The organism is Streptococcus sanguinis (assembly GCF_008329445.1).
Classification (GTDB): Bacteria; Bacillota; Bacilli; order Lactobacillales; family Streptococcaceae; genus Streptococcus; species Streptococcus sanguinis_O.
This window is the reverse complement of the sequence record NZ_VIBR01000003.1, coordinates 139,125-158,383: the sequence shown is the minus strand read 5'-3', so window position 1 is coordinate 158,383 and position 19,259 is coordinate 139,125. Positions and strand designations below refer to the sequence as shown.

At 44.6% G+C, this 19,259-nt stretch carries 24 protein-coding genes; 6 read left to right on the top strand and 18 right to left on the bottom strand.

Going from position 1 to position 19,259, the window contains the following annotated elements; translation table 11 throughout:
• Positions 1–153 precede the first annotated feature (153 nt).
• Complete coding sequence (locus FKX92_RS07765) at positions 154–453, top strand: YbaB/EbfC family nucleoid-associated protein (RefSeq protein ID WP_032906355.1); 300 nt, start codon at positions 154–156, stop codon at positions 451–453.
• Between the two features lie 117 nt (positions 454–570).
• Here FKX92_RS07765 and FKX92_RS07760 read toward each other — a convergent pair whose 3' ends face one another.
• Both FKX92_RS07760 and FKX92_RS07755 read right to left on the bottom strand, forming a co-directional pair.
• Positions 571–2,325: a glycerophosphoryl diester phosphodiesterase membrane domain-containing protein gene (locus FKX92_RS07760; RefSeq protein WP_149565993.1), complete on the bottom strand. Its 1,755-nt coding sequence runs from the start codon at positions 2,323–2,325 to the stop codon at positions 571–573.
• A gap of 90 nt (positions 2,326–2,415) precedes the next feature.
• Positions 2,416–2,910: a DUF536 domain-containing protein gene (locus FKX92_RS07755; protein ID WP_002903414.1), complete on the bottom strand. Its 495-nt coding sequence runs from the start codon at positions 2,908–2,910 to the stop codon at positions 2,416–2,418.
• A gap of 300 nt (positions 2,911–3,210) precedes the next feature.
• Between FKX92_RS07755 and FKX92_RS07750 the strand changes: the two genes are divergently transcribed.
• Together FKX92_RS07750 and FKX92_RS07745 are read left to right on the top strand one after the other, a co-directional pair.
• Positions 3,211–4,386: a BaiN/RdsA family NAD(P)/FAD-dependent oxidoreductase gene (locus FKX92_RS07750; RefSeq protein WP_149565992.1), complete on the top strand. Its 1,176-nt coding sequence runs from the start codon at positions 3,211–3,213 to the stop codon at positions 4,384–4,386.
• 44 nt (positions 4,387–4,430) lie between these two features.
• A complete protein-coding gene (locus tag FKX92_RS07745; protein WP_032909604.1) occupies positions 4,431–4,886 on the top strand; it encodes an 8-oxo-dGTP diphosphatase in 456 nt (151 codons plus the stop codon).
• Positions 4,887–4,917: 31 nt separating this feature from the next.
• Here the strand turns inward: FKX92_RS07745 and FKX92_RS07740 are convergent, their stop codons facing one another.
• From FKX92_RS07740 to FKX92_RS07705, 8 genes are all read right to left on the bottom strand, one after another.
• The gene (locus tag FKX92_RS07740; protein WP_149565991.1) at positions 4,918–5,658 is read right to left on the bottom strand and encodes a MerR family transcriptional regulator; all 741 of its coding nucleotides are present in this window, start codon (positions 5,656–5,658) and stop codon (positions 4,918–4,920) included.
• Between the two features lie 104 nt (positions 5,659–5,762).
• The gene (locus FKX92_RS07735; protein WP_149565990.1) at positions 5,763–6,509 is read right to left on the bottom strand and encodes a class I SAM-dependent methyltransferase; all 747 of its coding nucleotides are present in this window, start codon (positions 6,507–6,509) and stop codon (positions 5,763–5,765) included.
• A 122-nt stretch (positions 6,510–6,631) separates the two neighbouring features.
• Entirely contained in the window at positions 6,632–6,970 is a 339-nt protein-coding gene (locus FKX92_RS07730) for an AzlD domain-containing protein (RefSeq protein WP_125407315.1), read from the bottom strand.
• Positions 6,960–7,655, bottom strand: coding sequence for an AzlC family ABC transporter permease (locus FKX92_RS07725; protein ID WP_149565989.1), 696 nt, complete (start codon positions 7,653–7,655; stop codon positions 6,960–6,962). Before FKX92_RS07725 ends, FKX92_RS07730 begins: the two co-directional genes overlap by 11 nt.
• A gap of 9 nt (positions 7,656–7,664) precedes the next feature.
• Complete coding sequence (gene tsaD / locus FKX92_RS07720; RefSeq protein ID WP_149565988.1) at positions 7,665–8,675, bottom strand: tRNA (adenosine(37)-N6)-threonylcarbamoyltransferase complex transferase subunit TsaD; 1,011 nt, start codon at positions 8,673–8,675, stop codon at positions 7,665–7,667.
• On the bottom strand, positions 8,665–9,117 hold the full coding sequence (gene rimI / locus FKX92_RS07715; protein WP_002901553.1) for a ribosomal protein S18-alanine N-acetyltransferase: 453 nt from the start codon (positions 9,115–9,117) through the stop codon (positions 8,665–8,667). Before rimI ends, tsaD begins: the two co-directional genes overlap by 11 nt.
• The gene (gene tsaB / locus FKX92_RS07710; protein ID WP_149565987.1) at positions 9,114–9,800 is read right to left on the bottom strand and encodes a tRNA (adenosine(37)-N6)-threonylcarbamoyltransferase complex dimerization subunit type 1 TsaB; all 687 of its coding nucleotides are present in this window, start codon (positions 9,798–9,800) and stop codon (positions 9,114–9,116) included. Before tsaB ends, rimI begins: the two co-directional genes overlap by 4 nt.
• A gap of 9 nt (positions 9,801–9,809) precedes the next feature.
• Positions 9,810–10,274: a MarR family winged helix-turn-helix transcriptional regulator gene (locus FKX92_RS07705; protein WP_149565986.1), complete on the bottom strand. Its 465-nt coding sequence runs from the start codon at positions 10,272–10,274 to the stop codon at positions 9,810–9,812.
• A 132-nt stretch (positions 10,275–10,406) separates the two neighbouring features.
• Here FKX92_RS07705 and FKX92_RS07700 point away from each other — a divergent pair, with 132 nt between their 5' ends.
• The 3 genes from FKX92_RS07700 to rnjA all read left to right on the top strand — a co-directional run bounded on the left by FKX92_RS07700 (position 10,407) and on the right by rnjA (position 13,723).
• Positions 10,407–11,459: an SDR family oxidoreductase gene (locus FKX92_RS07700; protein WP_002903702.1), complete on the top strand. Its 1,053-nt coding sequence runs from the start codon at positions 10,407–10,409 to the stop codon at positions 11,457–11,459.
• A 347-nt stretch (positions 11,460–11,806) separates the two neighbouring features.
• Positions 11,807–12,037, top strand: coding sequence for a DNA-dependent RNA polymerase subunit epsilon (locus FKX92_RS07695; RefSeq protein ID WP_002896634.1), 231 nt, complete (start codon positions 11,807–11,809; stop codon positions 12,035–12,037).
• A 3-nt stretch (positions 12,038–12,040) separates the two neighbouring features.
• Positions 12,041–13,723 carry a ribonuclease J1 gene (rnjA, locus tag FKX92_RS07690; RefSeq protein ID WP_002898451.1) on the top strand — a complete coding sequence of 561 codons (1,683 nt, stop codon included), beginning with the start codon at positions 12,041–12,043 and terminating at the stop codon, positions 13,721–13,723.
• A 19-nt stretch (positions 13,724–13,742) separates the two neighbouring features.
• Here the strand turns inward: rnjA and FKX92_RS07685 are convergent, their stop codons facing one another.
• From FKX92_RS07685 to FKX92_RS07650, 8 genes are all read right to left on the bottom strand, one after another.
• Positions 13,743–14,498 (bottom strand): DNA alkylation repair protein, encoded by a 756-nt coding sequence (locus FKX92_RS07685; RefSeq protein ID WP_149565985.1) that lies wholly within the window; start codon positions 14,496–14,498, stop codon positions 13,743–13,745.
• The gene (locus FKX92_RS07680; RefSeq protein WP_149565984.1) at positions 14,482–15,069 is read right to left on the bottom strand and encodes a TetR/AcrR family transcriptional regulator; all 588 of its coding nucleotides are present in this window, start codon (positions 15,067–15,069) and stop codon (positions 14,482–14,484) included. The genes FKX92_RS07685 and FKX92_RS07680 overlap by 17 nt, the downstream gene beginning before the upstream one ends.
• On the bottom strand, positions 15,062–15,481 hold the full coding sequence (locus tag FKX92_RS07675) for a VOC family protein (RefSeq protein WP_149565983.1): 420 nt from the start codon (positions 15,479–15,481) through the stop codon (positions 15,062–15,064). Before FKX92_RS07675 ends, FKX92_RS07680 begins: the two co-directional genes overlap by 8 nt.
• 90 nt (positions 15,482–15,571) lie before the next feature.
• Positions 15,572–15,991 carry a GNAT family N-acetyltransferase gene (locus FKX92_RS07670; protein WP_149565982.1) on the bottom strand — a complete coding sequence of 140 codons (420 nt, stop codon included), beginning with the start codon at positions 15,989–15,991 and terminating at the stop codon, positions 15,572–15,574.
• Positions 15,992–16,045: 54 nt separating this feature from the next.
• A complete protein-coding gene (gene glnA, locus FKX92_RS07665; RefSeq protein WP_002896640.1) occupies positions 16,046–17,392 on the bottom strand; it encodes a type I glutamate--ammonia ligase in 1,347 nt (448 codons plus the stop codon).
• A gap of 31 nt (positions 17,393–17,423) precedes the next feature.
• Positions 17,424–17,789 carry a MerR family transcriptional regulator gene (locus FKX92_RS07660; RefSeq protein WP_125351030.1) on the bottom strand — a complete coding sequence of 122 codons (366 nt, stop codon included), beginning with the start codon at positions 17,787–17,789 and terminating at the stop codon, positions 17,424–17,426.
• Between the two features lie 80 nt (positions 17,790–17,869).
• Complete coding sequence (locus tag FKX92_RS07655; RefSeq protein WP_002903432.1) at positions 17,870–18,394, bottom strand: FUSC family protein; 525 nt, start codon at positions 18,392–18,394, stop codon at positions 17,870–17,872.
• Positions 18,395–18,577: 183 nt separating this feature from the next.
• Positions 18,578–19,243: a COG3942 and LysM peptidoglycan-binding domain-containing protein gene (locus FKX92_RS07650; protein ID WP_002907349.1), complete on the bottom strand. Its 666-nt coding sequence runs from the start codon at positions 19,241–19,243 to the stop codon at positions 18,578–18,580.
• Between the last annotated feature and the right edge of the window lie 16 nt (positions 19,244–19,259).

Below are 19,259 nucleotides of genomic sequence, written 5' to 3'. Positions count from 1 at the left end.
TATATAGATTCATGACCATTCTACTATAAATGCTAAATCTTTGTCAAACCTCTTAGAAATGTTCTTCTTGCCACTTTCCCAAAAAATGATATAATTTGAAGAGTGAAGATTACCGAGGGCTTAGCCCTTGCGAGAGAAAGGAAAGAAAATCTTATGATGAACATGCAAAGCATGATGAAGCAAGCACAAAAGCTTCAAAAACAAATGGAAAAAGGACAGGCAGAACTAGCTGCAACAGAATTCACTGGCAAATCAGCCCAAGATTTAGTCGTTGCTAAACTGACTGGTGATAAAAAAGTAGTCAGCATTGACTTCAATCCAGCCGTTGTGGATCCTGAAGATTTGGAAACTCTGTCAGAGATGACTGCGCAAGCTCTGAATCACGCGCTGGCTCAGATTGATGAGGCTACTCAGAAGAAAATGGGCGCTTTCGCAGGCAAATTGCCTTTTTAAGCAAGATAAATAACCTTACCTCTTGACTAAACATAAGTCAAGAGCTACTCGAACCAACAAAAAAGACTGAAGAATCTCAGTCTTTTTTTGATTTATAGTCGTTTCCTCACTAGTCCACTACACAAAATTAAGCAAATCCGCTGCCTTACTCATCAAAAGCAGGGCATAGTCGGGTTTGTTTTGCAGCTCCTTGATAGAGCTCTGCACCAGCTCCAAATCGTCGGTAATCATGCCATCAACACCCAAGCGGAAGGATTTACCGATACTGTCTGCATCATTGATGGTCCAGTCATAAAGCTTCTTATCCGTCGTCCATAACTTATCGACAAAGTTTTCATCGAGAGTCGAGTACTCCATCGTATAGCCGGAAGCCTGTGTTCGTGGGAAAATAGTATTGTAGGGCAGGATAAAGAAGGTCGGTATGCTCTTATCATACTGGACTGTCTTGTCAATAACCTGATAGTCCAAAGACTGAATCTGGTGGCCATAAACCTTGATATTGGCTCCGTATTGACTCAGAAAACGGTCCATCATATCGTCTGAGTCCAAGCTGCTGGTCTTGATTTCTATCAAGAGTCTCTGGCCCATCTGATTGGCTCGTTTGAGATAAGCATCAAAACTGGAAATTTTGGCAGTCTGTCCATTTTCTGAAATATCTAAAGCTGTCAGCTCTTGCAGAGTCAGCTCTTGCGGTTTAGCATCAACGCCGGCCAAGGCTTTTAGATTGGCATCGTGCATCATGACAAACTGGCCATCCTTGGTCTCCTGAACATCCATTTCGATATAGTCTGGCTTGAGCAGAGCTGTCTTCTCAAGCGACTCAACTGTATTCTGAACACCATTTCCCTGCGAAACTCCACGATGCGAGATGGTCAGAGGGACGTTTTCCAAGGGCAGATTGAGATAGACAAAGCCTTCAAGGGCAAAGACAGAGCTAGTGACCAAAAGGATAAACCAGCGCATGAGAGGCAGGCCTTTTCTGTAGCGGTATTCAGACAGCTTACTGTCTGTCAGAAAAGCCACAAACTTAATCAGAAAGTAGGCTACCATAAAGTAATAAGCCAGCTTGATGAGGCAGTAATTGACAACCGCTGCTGTCAAGGCTATCTGATTGGACTGGCCATCCGCATACTGCTGCAACACTAAAATCGGAATGCTGCTTAAAAGAAAGAAGAGAAAGCTCTTAGCCAGTATCCAAAAGAGCTGCCAAGTATAGCGAATCAGGTGCCCCTTGGTCTTCTCCAAACTATACCTAATCGCATCTCGTAGGCGGAAATGCTCAAAAAAGAGCTTGGGCAGGGCAAACATCAGTCGGACAGCTATCAAAAAAAGCAGAAAACCTAAAGCATAGATTGATAATTTCATCCATAAGGCCGTCTTGAGATAGGTCACGATAAATTCTGGAATCAGAATTTTATTCAAGTAGTAGATTTTGAGAATTTGCCGCAGAAAGGGAAAGATAAAGCCCATATACAGTGCAATAAAGAGGACCTTGCTGGGGCGGGCGTAGCGAATCAGCGATCCGCTGTCTTTGAAACTTTTCTTGATAAACTGAAAGGCGCTTCGTTCTTCCTCGTCCAGAAGATTGCGGAGCCCCATAAATATCAGTCCAATCTGAAAATAAGCGACAAAGAGATTGGCCGCAAAAAGCGCTAGAAAGGCTAAACCAACCCAGACATTTGAAGTCAGAACTTTAAAGGCATTCGTATAAGATAAGAAGAGGTAGCCTGTCTGCTTGAGCAGAGTCTCTGCTGCAAAGGAGTTGAAAGGCACCCAGGCCAGCTCCATGAGCATAAAGACTGTGAAAAAGAGCAACAAAATTTTATCAAGATTACGATAGAGACGTAAAAGCCCTAGTCTTTGTGATTTCATTTTCTTCCTTTATGTTGTGAATAATACAAAACTTGCTAAAAAGCGATTCTTATTTAAAACAAGGTTGAGACAGATGTCCCAACCTTATTTTTATTTTCCAAATAAACGTGCCCAGAAGCCCTTGCTTTCCTGCTCCTGCACCTTTTCCTTGGCTTCATCCAACTCCAACAGCAAGGTTTCACGCTCATTCATAGCCTTAGCTGTTAGCTGCTGCTGCTGGTCCAACTGCTTGTCCTTTTCAGCAATCTGGACATCCTTGATGCGCAGCTGCTCATCTTTCTTAGCCAGTTGGCCGTCCTTGGCCTTAAGCTGCTCATAGAGACGCACAATCTCAGCATTTTTTTCGTCCACCAAGATTTCCATCAGCTCGCGTTGCTTCACATCTTCGCTGACAGGTTCATCTTCAAAAATAGTTTTCTTATAAATCTCTTCCAGCTTAATCAAGCCGCTGCGGGTCACCACCGTGACTCCTTTTTCATTCTTTTCCGTATCTTCTGGCGGCAGTGCCTTGACACGATTGTTAATCGCCTGGCGGCTAACTCCAAGAATCTCGGCTAACTCGCTGACTGTCTTTTCAATTGCCATAATTTCCTCAAAAACTTTTTCTAGTTTGTAGATACCTAAATCTTATCATATCAAGCCTTAACTGTCAAATTTCACAATATTTTTTGAGCCTGACTCCTATCTTTTTAGCCCTTTTTTATGATACAATGAGACAGATTAGTCTAGTAAAAGAAATGAAAAAATCAAATGAATTTAGAAGCCTAGAGATGTTCAGCTACAACCTTCCAAGAACGTCTACAAGATAGCAAATCCTGCTCACCAAGGAAGCACAAGATTTCTGACTAACTGATAGAAACCACTCTCCACGAAAGGAAAAGACCAATGAAGTATTTCGACACAATCATCATCGGAGGAGGACCGGCTGGCATGATGGCTGCCATTTCCAGTTCTTTCCACGGGCAGAAGACCCTGCTCCTCGAGAAAAATAAACGACTGGGCAAGAAACTAGCTGGTACAGGTGGCGGGCGCTGCAATGTGACCAACAACGGAAACCTAGATGACCTCATGGCCGGTATTCCAGGCAACGGGCGCTTTCTTTACAGCGTCTTTTCCCAGTTTGACAACCATGATATCATCAACTTCTTTACAGAAAACGGTGTCAAACTCAAGGTCGAAGACCACGGCCGTGTTTTCCCAGCGACAGACAAGTCCCGCACCATTATCGAATCTTTGGAAAAGAAAATTGCAGAGCTGGGCGGCACTGTCATCACCAATACTGAAATTGTCTCCGTCAAAAAAACTGATGAGCTTTTTACTGTCAGATCCAGCGACCAGACTTGGACCTGCCAGAAATTGATTGTGACGACTGGCGGCAAGTCCTACCCTTCAACTGGCTCGACAGGATTTGGCCACGATATTGCCCGACACTTCAAGCACACAGTGACTGACCTGGAAGCTGCTGAAAGTCCTCTTTTGACTGACTTTCCTCACAAAGCGCTTCAGGGAATTTCGCTGGACGATGTAACCCTCAGCTATGGCAAGCATGTCATCACCCACGATCTGCTCTTTACCCACTTTGGCCTATCAGGTCCGGCAGCCCTGCGCTTGTCTAGCTTTGTCAAGGGTGGCGAAACCGTTTATCTGGATCTTCTGCCACAAATGAGTCAGCAGGATCTGGCGGACTTTTTAGAAGAACATCGGGAAAAATCGCTGAAGAACTGCCTGAAAATCCTCCTACCCGAGCGAATGGCAGACTTTTTTGCCCAGCCCTTTCCCGAGAAAGGCAAACAACTTCATATCAGCGAAAAAGATGCGCTCATCAAGCAAATCAAAGAACTAGCAATCCCTGTCACTGGCAAAATGTCCCTGGCCAAGTCCTTTGTTACCAAGGGCGGCGTCAGCCTCAAAGAAATAAATCCTAAAACCTTAGAAAGCAAGCTCGTTCCCGGCCTCCACTTTGCTGGAGAGGTCCTAGACATCAATGCCCACACGGGTGGCTTCAACATCACATCTGCCCTCTGCACCGGCTGGGTAGCAGGAAGCTTGCAGTATGAGTGATGGCTCATATTTATCCATTCAGGTCAAACAAAAGGAAGAAACAAATGAATCGACTGGAAAATGTAGAATTCGTCAATATGTGCATGATTTATGACGGAGAAAAAGTTCTCGTACAAGAACGAGTCAAGTCTGACTGGCCCGGCATCACTTTTCCTGGCGGGCATGTAGAGCGCGGAGAATCTTTTACCGATGCAGTTATCAGAGAAATCAAAGAAGAAACTGGATTAACCATATTCAATCCTCAACTTTGTGGCATAAAGAATTGGTATGATGATAAAGATTTTCGTTATGTCGTCCTGCTCTACAAGACAAAGCACTATTCTGGTGTGCTACAATCCTCAGATGAAGGAAAGGTCTGGTGGGAAGATTTTAAAAATCTGTCCCATTTAAAGCTGGCAACCAGTGACATGTCTGATATGCTACGTGTTTTTTTAGAAGACGATTTAAGTGAATTCTTTTACTATAAAGACGGTGACGACTGGCTTTATGACTTGAAGTAGAATAAAATAGGCTAGGAAATTCCTAGCCTATTTATTTCGCATTTGTCCGCACATAAACTGCAATCACATCTGCTGTGTACTGGGCAGTTCCTGATCCAAATTGATCGATATTCTTCTTGAATTCTGGATTGTGGACATAGCCTTGGCCGATGTGGGCAAAGACTTGCAGTGAGCAGTCAAAGCCATAAGTGCGAATGGCTTGCAAGAGACGCGCTGCCTGCTCTTGATTTTCTGCTGCCTCAATTGGCAATCCTTGCTGCATATTCTCTGCCAGACTTTGAAAAACTTGATTGAAAGTTGCGGCAGATTCTTCTTCCCGTCCATTTTGACGAGCCAATGCTTCTGACATGACTTCTTGACCGTATTCTTCGACAGCTTCTTGATGATATTTGTGATTGTCTTCATAGGTAAAACCTGCGAATTTTTCTTTCATTGTCATTTTTCTTTCTCCCTTTTCATCTTGGATGGTTTTTTGTAAGGTGGAAATCAAGGTATCCAAGCGGTCTCTTTCCTGCTGCAAATACTCTAACTGTCTAACCAGATGCGGCAATAAGGCCTGATTGTCCTGACTCAGCAGCTCTGCTATTTTCTCCAAAGAAAAACCCAGATACTTATAGTAAAGGATGACCTGCAGCCTCTCTAAATCAGCTTGGCTGTATGTCCGATAGCCATTTTCTGATTTAGCTGGGACTAAAAGTCCGATTTTGTCGTAATGATGCAGGGTTTTGACAGAGACTCCTGAAAGCTGCGCAGCTTCTTTGATATGGTACATGATAGACCTCCTTACCTAACTAGTATATACCATGACCTAAGAGGAGGGTCAAGTTTTTTTAGAAATTTTTTTAAACCGCCTTAGAGTTTACAAAGCGACTAGCATTATTTACGAGAAACCATAGCAATGAAGCCCAATTTTTCCTGATTTTTTTGGAACATCTTAAACATCTTCATAAACTGGCCGTAGTTCTCTTTTTTAAGGGCATTGAAGCAAATTTTCAGAGTGCCGCCCAGTCCTTCGTCATATATCATCCCTCGAAGGCTCATCAAGGTCATTTCACCGACAAAGGTGTCCACACGGTCAAAAGCATGAGAACGTGCCAGCTGAATCCAAGAGCCTTCTGTCAGAGGACCGACATTGACATTAATTGCACGAGATAGCTCTTCCCGGACATTCTCATCTCTTTGCTTGAGCATGACATCGTGGGTGAGGAGCACTCCACCTGGCTTCAGCACCCGGTAGTACTCATCCATACATTTGGCCTTCCCCTTATCCGTCTGCATGGTCAGCATGGCTTCATTGATAACAACATCAAAAGAATTGTCATCATAAGGCAGCTTCATAGCATTAGCCTGCTCAAATGTGACGAGTTCACTCACACCAGCCTTGTCTCCATTAAGCTTAGCCTGAGCCAGCGCAGCCTTATCCAAATCAACTGCAGTAATTTGGCAGCCATATTTTTTAGCTAGCTCGATCGTTGTGGTCCCCATATTGCAGGCAACTTCTAGAACTTTCTTATCGCTGGAAAACTGCCCCTGCTCAATCAGCCAGTCGGTTGCCAGCTTACCACCGGGACGAAGGCGTTTCTTTCCTAATTTTGCTAAAAATTTATGACCTGCTTCTGCCATTTCCGAACCTCCATGATTTTGATTGCTTCCATTATAGCATAAAATATTATATTTTCAGATAATTCTTAGAATTTAGCAAAAAAACAGACCGAATCGACCGATTCAATCTGTCTTGTATCTCTTTACAGCCCAAGAAATCCAGCCAGATAGCGCAGCAAGGCCACCAAGACCACGCCAAATACAACAGTTGCAATTAAGTTCTTATACTTAAAAGCTACATAGCTAGTCGGAAAAACGGCTATTAAATCCAGCCATTTAAAACTCGGCAGCTGACCTGTTTTAGCATTGGTGACACTGGACAGGATAAGGGCAAAGATAATGGAAACTGGCAGATATTTGAGAAAACGCTCTGCCATGGGCGGAAGCCCCTTGTACTTGACTAGGATAAAGGGCAAAACCCGTGGAATCCAAGTGACCAGGGCTGACAAAAGAATGGCCAGCAAAATATACTTACTTATCATCCAAAATCACCCCCACTGTACATCCTAACAAGGTTGCAAAAAGCACCGCCAGCGAATTTTGAAGCAGCATGGTCAGGAGCAAGTAGGCAAGGCCCACTACACCTAAGACTAAAAAGAGCTTCTTTATCTTAACCCGTCGCAGCATGATTGTAAACTGAGAGGAGAAAATACCAATAAACATGGCGACTAGGGCAAAGTCTAGGCCAAAGCTCTCAGGATTGGGCAGAAGGGCGCCGAGGGCAGTTCCTAAAATAGTACCCAAAATCCAAGAAGTATAACTCATGAAATTGTTACCCATCATCCAGCTAGCCGCAATCTCTTCTGTATGCACCTGCTCTCCCATCAAGACCCCATAAGATTCGTCCGTCAAAAAAGAGCCAATGACAATATTCTGCATCAAGCTAGCCTTACGAAAAAGAGTTGATGCATGCAAACAGAGCAAAAGATGCCGGATATTAATAAGAAAAACAGTCAGTGCGATGGCCAAGACCGGCGCCTGCTGGGTAAATAAACCAATCATGGCAAACTGGGCACTGCCGGCATAAACCAAAATACTCATCAGCCCCATCTCCAAGGGATTCATATAGGGTGCCGCCATGATGCCACAGGCTAGGCCAATCCCAATATAGCCCAGAGCCGTTGGCACTGCCGCCTGTGCCCCCTGTTTAAATGTCTGCCCGCGCATTCTTCTCCTTTACTCCATCGTTTCAAAAGCCAGACTTGGCTTAGCATTGAGGTCCAAACTGGCAAAATTCTTCTTATTCCACTCACTGACACTAGCATAAGCAATCATACCAGCATTGTCACCGCAGAGGCGCAGAGGCGGAATAATCACCTTAACATCCTGAATCTCAGCAGCCAAGCGTTCTCTCAAGCCTTGATTAGCCGCAACACCGCCCGCCACGACTAGAGTCTTGACTGGATATTTTTCCAGGGCTTTCTTAGTCTTGGCCATGAGAATATCCATAACCGCTGCCTGAAAGCTAGCAGACAAGTCTTGATTAGACAAAACCTCTCCTTTTTGTTGGGCATTGTGGTGCAGATTGATAAAGGCTGACTTGAGACCGGAAAAAGAAAATTCCAGATTGTCTTCCTTGATCATTGCTCGCGGAAAATCATAAATATCCTGTCCTTGATGAGCCAGCTGATCAATCTCCCGACCTGCTGGATAGGTCAGGCCCATAACGCGACCGACTTTGTCATAGGCTTCACCGACCGCATCATCGCGAGTTTCCCCCACAATCTTATAGTCACCAGCCTGACTGACATAGACCAGCTCAGTATGGCCGCCACTGACCAAGAGAGCCAGCAAGGGAAATTCCAAGGGCTCCACGCTCTGGGCTGCCATCAGGTGTCCAGCCATATGATTGACTGGAATCAGGGGAATATCATGAGCCCAGGCAAAGGACTTGGCCGCTGCCAAGCCGACCAAAAGCGCCCCAACCAGACCAGGACCGTAGGTGACGGCCACCGCTGAGACTTGCTCCTCACTAATCCCTGCTTCTGCCAAGGCCTCCTCAATGCAAACCGTAATGACCTCCACATGGTGACGGCTGGCCACTTCAGGCACCACTCCGCCAAAACGCTTGTGGCTCTCAATCTGGCTGGCAATGACATTGCTCAAAAGCTCCGTCTCATTCTTCAGAACCGCCACACTGGTCTCATCGCAAGATGTCTCAAAAGCTAAAATATATCTATCTTTCATGGATCTCTCTTTTCATGACAATCGCATCTTCCACCGGCGCATGGTAGTAGGCCTTCCGCCGCGCGATTTCTTCAAATTTTTCTTTTTTGTAAAATAGCAGAGCTGGCCTGTTGGACTCCCTCACTTCGAGGAATATTTCCTTGTCGGCAGGCAAAAAGTCAAACAAGGCTGTCGCGATTTTCTGCCCCTGATAGTTAGGCAATACAGCAATCTGCAGAACTTCCGCTTCAAAGTCTGTCTCCTGCCAGACTAAAAAGCCGACAAGCTGACTCTCATCTGCTGCTAGCGCACAACTGTTCACATCCGACCGCAGAACCTCTTCCACTTGGTCTGCGGTCCAAGGACTGACCTCATAGACTGCAAGTAAGAGCAATTCCAGTTCTTTGGCGAGAGCGGCCGCGTCCACATCCGAGCCGTCGCTCCATTTTCTCATCTCAATCATAGGCGCTGAATGTAAGAAACACTAGATGCCTGATGGGTCTTGAGCCAATTTTCCTCGGCTTCTACCCGCTTGAGATAGTTAGGAACAAAGTCATGAATGGACTGGGCTGGCAGGTCTAAACCGAGACGACCAATAGCTGCCGCATCTGGCAAGCTTGGCTGAATGGCAGCCTGAGGAAGAGCAGCTCCAATCTGCTCCGCAAAAGCTGCTGTCTCTCCGACAAAAGTGACTGGCTGATTAGCAGCGCCAGCTATTTCTAAAACCTCTGCCAAAGGCAGATGAGCCTCTGGCCGCACAGCCTGACCAGACTGATAAAAACCAGCATAGACATTATTGCGGCGGGCATCCATGACAGGAATGACCAAACCTTCCACCTGCTCTGGGACTAAAGCCAGCAAACTAGACACACCGACCAGCTCAATCTTGAGGGTATGAGCCAGAGTCTTGGCTGTCGCCACCGCCATTCGCAGACCTGTGTAGCTGCCCGGACCCTGAGCAACTACGATACGATCCAAATCCGTCGGCTTCATGTCCAGACTATTCATCAGAAAATCAATAGCCGGCATCAGGGTAATGCTGTGGTTTTTCTTTATATTTAAAGTCATCTGCGCCAGCAAGGTCTCGTCCTCTAAAATCGCGAGCGTCAGCGCCTTACTTGACGTATCAAAAGCTGCAATCTTCATGCTTATCCTCTATTTTTCCTCTTGCCGCCAAAGTGAGCGGCGTTTTAATTTGTCTTCGTAGAAACTATCTACCAAAAATTCCTCTAAAATATGGCTAAAAGCCTCCAAATTAGGCACTTGCTGCGCCAAGTGTTTTCCAAAAATCGCTTCTTGCTCAGCAATCTTGGGCAGCAAATCCGCTCCAGCAGCAGTCAAGCTCAAGCGAGAACTGCGCTTGTCCTTGCTAGAAATTTCCTTCTTGACCAAGCCTTTTTTAATCAAAGCCTGCACCAAGCGACTAGGGCTTTTTTCCTCACAAATCAGGGATTCCCCCAAGCCCTTGAGAGACAGCGGAGCATGTTCGCCCAAAACGAGCAAGACCTCGCTTTGATTGGGCGTAAGTCCCAAAGGCTCTAGCAACTTCCCATATTCTCTCGTCGCTAAGCTCTCTGCACTTCTAAACAAATAGCCAAATCGAATTCCTTCTGCTACCACGCTGCTCTCCTTTCAAAAATCACTTCTATACTATTTTACACTAGATTAGGTAAATTGTTGACAATTTTAGTTAAAAAATATAAAATCTTAAATAGATGATATATCATCTATTTGCAAAAGGAGGAAAAACGGATGACCCCAAACCCTACAAATCAAAAACCAGCTAGAACAATGACCCACGCTTTTGTGACTGGTGCGACCGGTCTTTTAGGAAATAATCTCGTGCGTGCTCTGCTAAAAGAAAACATTCAAGTGACCGCTCTCGTTCGCTCCGAGGAAAAAGCGCGCAAACAATTTGCCGACCTGCCTATCCAGATTGTCAAGGGAGATATTTTAGAGCCCGAAAGCTATCGTGACTATCTAGCAGGCTGCGACAGCCTCTTTCATACCGCTGCTTTTTTCCGCGATAATTATAAAGGCGGCAAGCACTGGCAGGAGCTCTACGACACTAATATTATAGGCACAAATAACCTCCTAGAAGCTGCTTACGAGGCTGGTATCCGCCAATTTGTCCATACTTCCTCCTGTGTCGTACTGGAAGGTGAGGCCAATCAGCTAATCGATGAAAGCATGTCTCGCTCAAAAGATACTCCTTTTGATTACTATCGCAGCAAGATTTTGAGTGAAGAGGCCGTTCGTGATTTCTTGGACAAGCATTCAGATGTTTTCGGTTGCTTTATCTTGCCGAGTGTAATGTTGGGTCCTCGAGACCTTGGTCCGACCTCCAGTGGGCAGCTGATTATCAATTTTGTAGAGCAAAAACTTCCAGGTATCTTAAAGGCTAGCTATAATATGGTGGATGCTAGAGATGTAGCAGATATTCATCTCCGCGCCATGAAATACGGACGCTCAAAGGAGCGCTATCTGGCAGTTGGACGGCAAGTGACCATGACAGAATTGTACCAAATACTGGAAAAAATCACTGGCGTTCCCGCCCCCAAGCGCAAGATCTCCCCTCTTTTCGTCAAAATCTATGCCCAAGCAAGTGAGCTCTACCACCGGCTCACCAAAAAACCAATTTTGGTTACCAATGAGCTCGCTCATCTCATGGCCGAAGAATATCTCAAAAGTAATTTTAGCTTTGCCAAAACCGAGAGCGAGCTAGGCGGACAGCATCGCCCTCTCGAAGAAAGCTTAGCTGACGTGGTAGATTGGTACCGCAAGCACGGCTATTTCGCCAAATAAGCAGCCCTCAAAATCAAGTGACCAAATGTTCATCGCTTGATTTTTCTTTTTGTCAAGCCGCTTTGGCTGAAAAACCGTCTCTGAAATTCACCGTCCCGACTTGCTTCCTAAGCTCATTCTATGGTATAATTACAATAATAATTAAACATCAGGTCAATTTCATTACTCTTACTTTTCCATAAGATACAAGGCTAAAACAGCATTTTAGCCTCTTCATTTGAGTAAGCCCTATCAGAAGTCACAGCAATCGCTCACTTTCCATTTATCATTTTTAATTTATCATGTGAAGAAATGCGCTAACGCCTGCCTTCTTTTATTTTTTAGACCTTATCACAGAAAGGAATCTTATGATTTACAAAGTTTTTTATCAGGAAACAAAAGAGCGCAGTCCGCGCCGTGAAAAGACACGCGCCCTCTATTTGGATATTCAAGCTGACAGTGAGTTGGAAGGCCGCATTCAGGCTCGTAAGCTCATCGAAGAAAATACCCCTTACAATATTGAATTTATCGAGCTCTTGTCTGACAAACACCTCGAATACGAAAAAGAGTCAGGCACTTTTGAATTGACGGAGTTCTAACCCATGGCATATACCTTAAAACCCAAAGAAGTTGGCGTTTTTGCGATTGGTGGGTTAGGCGAAATCGGTAAAAACACCTACGGGATTGAATACCAAAATGAAATCATCATCGTGGATGCCGGTATCAAGTTCCCAGAAGACGACCTACTAGGAATTGACTATGTCATTCCCGACTACTCTTATATCGTGGAAAATATTGACCGCGTAAAAGCTGTCCTCATCACCCACGGGCACGAGGACCATATCGGCGGTATTCCTTTCCTGCTCAAGCAAGCCAATGTTCCTATCTATGCTGGTCCTCTAGCGCTGGCCCTCATTCGGGGCAAGCTAGAAGAGCATGGACTTTTGCGCGATGCCAAGCTCTATGAAATCAATCAAAACACAGAACTGCAGTTCAAGCATCTGAAAGCTACTTTCTTCCGGACAACCCACTCTATTCCAGAGCCTTTGGGAATTGTCATCCATACCCCGCAGGGTAAGATTGTCTGTACAGGTGACTTCAAGTTTGACTTTACGCCAGTCGGTGAGCCGGCCGATCTGCACCGCATGGCTGCTCTGGGCGAGGAAGGCGTTCTCTGCCTCCTATCTGACTCGACCAATGCTGAAGTTCCAACCTTTACCAATTCCGAAAAAGTGGTCGGACAATCTATCATGAAGATTATCGAAGGCATTCATGGACGGATTATTTTCGCCTCTTTTGCTTCAAACATCTTCCGGCTCCAGCAGGCAGCAGATGCTGCTGTTAAGACCGGCCGTAAGATTGCGGTCTTTGGCCGCTCCATGGAAAAGGCTATTGTCAATGGGATTGAACTGGGCTATATCAAGGTTCCTAAAGATACCTTCATCGAGCCAAATGAACTCAAGGACTATCCAGCTGGTGAAGTGCTGATTATGTGTACCGGAAGTCAGGGTGAGCCGATGGCAGCTCTATCTCGGATTGCCAATGGTACTCACCGTCAGGTTCAGCTGCAGCCTGGAGATACAGTCATCTTCTCATCTAGTCCTATCCCTGGCAATACGACCAGCGTTAACAAGCTGATTAACATCATTTCCGAGGCCGGTGTAGAAGTGATTCACGGTAAGATTAACAACATCCACACCTCTGGACACGGTGGCCAACAAGAGCAGAAACTCATGCTTCGCTTGATCAAGCCTAAATATTTCATGCCAGTCCATGGTGAATACCGTATGCAGAAAGTCCATGCAGGCCTAGCCGTTGATACTGGAGTACCAAAAGACAATATCTTCATCATGAGCAATGGTGACGTGCTGGCTCTGACAGCTGACTCAGCTCGTATTGCCGGCAGCTTCAACGCTCAAGATATTTATGTTGATGGGAACCGCATTGGTGAAATCGGAGCTGCAGTCCTGCGCGACCGTAAAGACCTGTCAGAGGACGGTGTTGTCCTGGCTGTTGCGACGGTTGATTTTGAGTCCAAGATGATTTTAGCCGGTCCAGATATTCTCAGCCGTGGCTTTATCTACATGCGCGAATCAGGTGACCTCATTCGCCAAAGCCAACGCATCCTCTTTAACGCCATTCGCATTGCACTCAAGAATAAAGACGCCAGCGTCCAATCTGTTAGCGGCGCTATCGTCAATGCCTTGCGTCCTTTCCTCTACGAAAGCACCGAGCGTGAACCTATTATTATTCCGATGGTGCTTACACCAGACGAAGACAACTAAAAAATAAGCTTTGCTAGATTTAGCAAGGCTTATTTTCTGCTTTATTTTTTGTTCGCGAAGCATGCTTGATAATCCAAGCGCAACTCGGACTCAGCTTTTCCTCTTGCCAAGTCCCAATCACCCTCTCAAACTTTTCAGGATCTTCTTTATATAAATCATTCAGATTATTAGCGACACTTTTTTGGATTGATTTATCCGCATCATCCTTTAGATTCCTTAAAATAGCGGTAAATTCATCAAAATAATCTAAGACCACAGTCTGCTTCTTAGCCCAGGGCAGTCGGATACGCATACACTCGCTGGCTAATCTGCGGACGCGCATATTCTCATCTCGGCTCCACTCTAGCAGTAACTCCATCGTAGCTTTAGGATAATTAGCCAGCAAGGGTCGCATGGAAAATTCTCCAGTAAATCGCTTGGTTAATTCCTTGCCGAAGGCTGCACTCAGCTCGAATTCCTGACTTCCGTAAAGTTCTACGTATTTGCCAATCGGCCACAACCAGTACCCTTCTGAGAACATCCCCAAGCCGCCCTCTATCTCCGGACCAAGTATCTGCTCAAAAACCTTCAGAGAATCAGCATAAGAAAGCGGCAAGCATTCTTTGATACTCCTTGCCAGCAGCTCCTGACGCTGAGTAAATTCCAAAGCCTCTAAGTCGCTTTCAACTAGAGACATAAAATGCTGAGCATCAAATTTATCTGTGGCTTCTTGCAAACGACGGCTCAAGTCCTCCGCATAAACCAAATCATAATAATCTTTAACCTTTTTCGCCATAATTTCTAAATCCCCTTAACAGACTTCTCACTATTCCTCTGACTTCTGCTTCTTCCTCTTTCTCAGCCAGAAAAAGAGACAACTCATTCAAGGCACCTGAAATCATATGAGCTGCCATATCCAGATCAATAGAGATAAGTCTTCCTTCTTTAGATAAAATGTCTAATTGCTCTCTCAAATGAAAGAAAGAATTAGCCTCATCCTGACGACGCCACTCTTTCCACTCAACGACATTGGGACCATCAAGCAGAAGAATACGTTTATTTTCCGTCAAGGTCGCAAAACGAACAAAGGCAACACAGCCTTCCACCAACTGCTCCCAAGAATCCTGTGCTTCCAGGGCGTTTTTTTCTACATAAGATCCCAGTTCGGATTGAATTTGTGCTAATACGGCGGTAAATAAAGTCTTCTTATTCCCGAAATGGTGATAAAGTGCACCTCTTGTCATTCCCAACTCATCTACAATTTCTTCCAAGGAAGTTTCTGAAAAACCCTTTAAAGAAAAATGTTTCCGGGCGATAGCTAATATTTTCTTGCTTGTCTCTAAGGAAGCCTGCTGTTTTTTATTCATCTTCACTCTCCAAATAATTTGCTGCAAACTCAGCGTTAGGTGGAATGACTTGAATGACATCAACCAAAACAGAACCCGGCGCTTCCACAATGAAATGGCGCTGACCAAAATCTTCACTCTTAATGGGAAGAAGGAACTCCATTTCTTCTTGCTGACGCAATTCTTCATAAAAACAATCCACATTGTCAACTTCGATATTGATGATTAGTCCACTCGCCTTAGACTGGTAGGCTTGTGGCACTGTCCCATGCTTGCTATCAATAAAAGCAAGCTCAAAACCACTCTCGATATTCTTTAAACTAATATACCAATCTGAACGGAAAGATTCCTGAAATTGGAAATGGTCAATGAAAAATTGTGCCGCTTGATTAAGGTCTCCACTCATTAAAACGGGGTATAAACTGGTAATCATTTGTTCTCCTTTTCTTAAACTTTATTTTAACATACATACTGAATGTATGCAAATAAATATTTAAAAAACAGAAGCCAAATTGGCTTCCGTCTATTTGAGAATGGCTTCATTTAATCGCTTGATAAAATGATATTTGGTAATGCCCTTTTGCGGGACATCTGATAGACTGGCGTAGATTTCATAGCCTTGCTTGATGTAAAAATCCTTGGCCTGATAAGATTTAGTGGACAAGGTAATGCTAGTTACTCCAGCTTCTGTAGCCTTTTCTTCTAATTCTGCCAGCAGACTGGCTCCCAGACCTTTTTTCTGATACTCTTTATCCACCACCAAAGCCTTGATATGAATGCTTTCCAACACCTGTTGGGCATGGAGCAAGGCAATCAACCGGCCATCTTCCTCCCGCCTTAGATAATAATCTTGAGGTTCAAGTTTTTCAAGCATACCTGAACTAAAACAAGCCTCATATTGCTCATCAAAAACCCGCTTAATAAAATCATGAAATTCTTCCATCTTTCTCCTCCTCCATGAAAAAGCAGGGGATATGCCAATCCTCCTGCTCTAAGTTTAGTATAAATCTAAATAATTATCCACTTCCCATTGAGAGACAAAGGTTGCATAGCTAGCCCACTCGATACGTTTAGCTTCTAAGAAGCTCGTATAGATATGCTCGCCAAGAGCCGCTTTCACAACTTCGTCTTCTGTCAAGGCTTTCAAGGCATTGTGAAGAGTTGATGGCAGGTCTGTAATTCCTGCTTCCTTCCGCTCCTCTGGAGTCATGATATAGATATTCTCTTCGATTGGGGCTGGAGCTTCGATTTTATTTTCAACACCATGCAGGCCAACTTCCAAGAGAACAGCCATAGCAATATATGGATTGGCCATCGGATCAACGGAGCGCAACTCCAAGCGAGTACCCATACCACGAGAAGCCGGCACGCGCACCAACGGTGAACGATTGCGTCCTGCCCAAGCGATATAAACTGGCGCTTCATAGCCAGGAACCAGACGTTTGTATGAGTTAACCGTTGGATTCATGATAGCTGTATAGTTATAAGCATGATTAATCAAACCACCCAAGAAATGGTAGGCTGTTTCTGACAGCTGCATACCCTTTGGATCTTCTGGATCGAAGAAGGCATTATTTCCATCTTGATCAAAGAGGGACATGTTACAGTGCATACCAGATCCCGCGATGCCAAACTTAGGCTTAGCCATAAAGGTTGCATACAGACCATGCTTACGAGCAATAGTTTTCACAACCAGCTTGAAAATCTGAATCTTATCACAAGCACGAAGCACTTCGTCATACTTAAAGTCAATCTCGTGCTGGCCAACTGCTACCTCATGGTGACTAGCTTCTACTTCAAAGCCCATCTTGGTCAGGACATTGACGATTTCCCGACGAGTATTATCTGCCAAGTCTGTCGGCGCCAAGTCAAAATAACCACCCTTGTCATTTACTTCCAGCGTCGGATCACCATTTTCATCCAGCTTAAAGAGGAAGAACTCTGGCTCTGGTCCGAGATTAAAGGACTTGAATCCTAGCTCTTCCATATGCTTGAGGGCGCGCTTGAGGTTGCTGCGAGGATCCCCTAGAAACGGTACATGATCTGTCGTATAAACATCGCAAATCAGACCCGCTACACTGCCGTTTTCATCTCCCCAAGGAAAGACTGTCCAAGTATCCAAATCAGGATAAAGATACATATCTGATTCATTGATACGGACAAAACCTTCGATGGAAGAACCATCAAACATGGCTTTATTGGATAAGACCTTGTCAAGCTGTTCATCCGTGGCAGGAATTTCTACATTCTTCATAGTCCCTAAAATATCAGAGAACATAAGACGAATAAAGGTAACATTTTTCTCTTTTACTTCGCGACGGATATCAGCTGCTGTAATAGACATTAAATTTCTCCTTGTAATTCAAACAAAATAGCTATGGTCGACGCATCTGACCAAAGGTTGGCAGAGAAGAAGCAAAACGGCCTTGCTGCAAGATGTCATGATGCAGGGCACGGCGGACATCTTTGTCACTAACGGTCTTTCGGGACTTGGCTTCACGCTCAGCATATTTCCTCTTAATTGCAGCGATATTATGGCCTTCCGAAATATAATCCTTAATTTCTAAAAGACGGTCCATATCATTCAAAGAATACATCCGACGATTGCCCTCATTCCGAGCAGGGGTAATCAGATTCTGGTCTTCATAATAACGGATCTGACGGGCAGATAGGTCCGTCAGTTTCATAACACTGCCGATGGGAAAGACTGCCATGTTTCGGCGAAACTCTTTTTCCTTCATTCAAATTCCTCTCTACGCACTATTATAGGCTGAAATCAATCTTATGTCAAGAAATAATGTCAGATTTTCTTACACAGATTTTATTTTTTCTTTTCAAAGATGGCTCGCAGCCGATCTATATCAGAATTTACCAGAATTGCAACAAAGACTCCCATGAAGGTTTCAAATATTCTGGCAAAGACATACAAGATGGTATCTTCCGGCCGAATGGACAGGGTAATAATCAGCATGGCAGATACCCCACCAATGACTCCAGCCTTGTTGTTCATGGCGACATTGGTCATGATTGTCAGCATGGTACAGACCGGCACCAAAAGGAGGGTGACCCAATACTGCTCCTTAAAAACACTATTGACAATGAAAAATAGCAGAGCGTAAAAACCACCGATGCTGTTTCCCAAGATTCGCGATGTTCCGAAGTGGACACTCTTATCAAAATCCTCACGAAGACTAAAGACTGCCGTCAAAGCACCGATTTGCAGGCCTTTCCAACCAAAAAGCCCAAAGAGCAGTAGAATGATGAAAACAGCCAGACCGGTTTTAAAGGTACGCATGCCCAGACGAAATTTCGATTTATCAAACTTGTACTTATTGAAATAACTCATTAGTCTCCTTCCAGGAAATCCTCCCTCTCTTCATTTTAACATATTTCGCCTCAAAAAAACTCTTTCTGCTTAGGAGATTTCCCACACAAAGAAAAAGCCCTATCAGCTAGCGCATCAAGAACTCTCTCCTATAAAACAAAGCAGGCTGAGATAATCTTTATCCCAGCCTCGTTTTTATTATCTTTAGTTTGGATAGATATAGGTAACGCCACCCATAAATTCATTTGGGTTAAAGTAGCCACGATAGTTGTTAATCTGCTTTTGGCGATTGTAGTTTGCTTCCAAGACTTGGATAGAGCTGTCGCTTTGCACATCTGTCACATAAGCAACATGTCCGTATTCACCGCCATCCCAAACTGCAATAGCCCCTGCTACTGGGACATTTCCTGTTGCATAACCCTGAGCACCAGCATTGATTGCCCAAGTATTAGCATTGCCCCACCAGTTGCTTGCCCAAGGAGCCATTTCTTTCACGCCCCAAGTACATTGGCCGATTGGGTAAGAATTGCCATAGTCAGTTGGTGTATTTAAGACAACATCTTCAGTATCAGATACCAAAGCAGCATCGCTTGTCGCTTCATAAGCTGGAGCACTGTATGGATTGTAAGTCTGTGCCAAAGCTGTACCATTTACTTGCAGCACATCTCCTGGGTTAATCGTATCAAAAATTGATTTTCCATTATTGGCAGCAAGTTCGTAAGGATTCATCCCATTGGCGCTAGCAATGGCAAAAAAAGAGTCCCCTTGCTGGACAACGTAAGAATCTGCATTGACAGCTTGAGCGCCGATTGTCGCTAACAAAGCTGTGGAAGTTAAACCAAGAGTCGCTTTAGCAAATGTTTTTTTCATAACTGTTTTTCTCCGT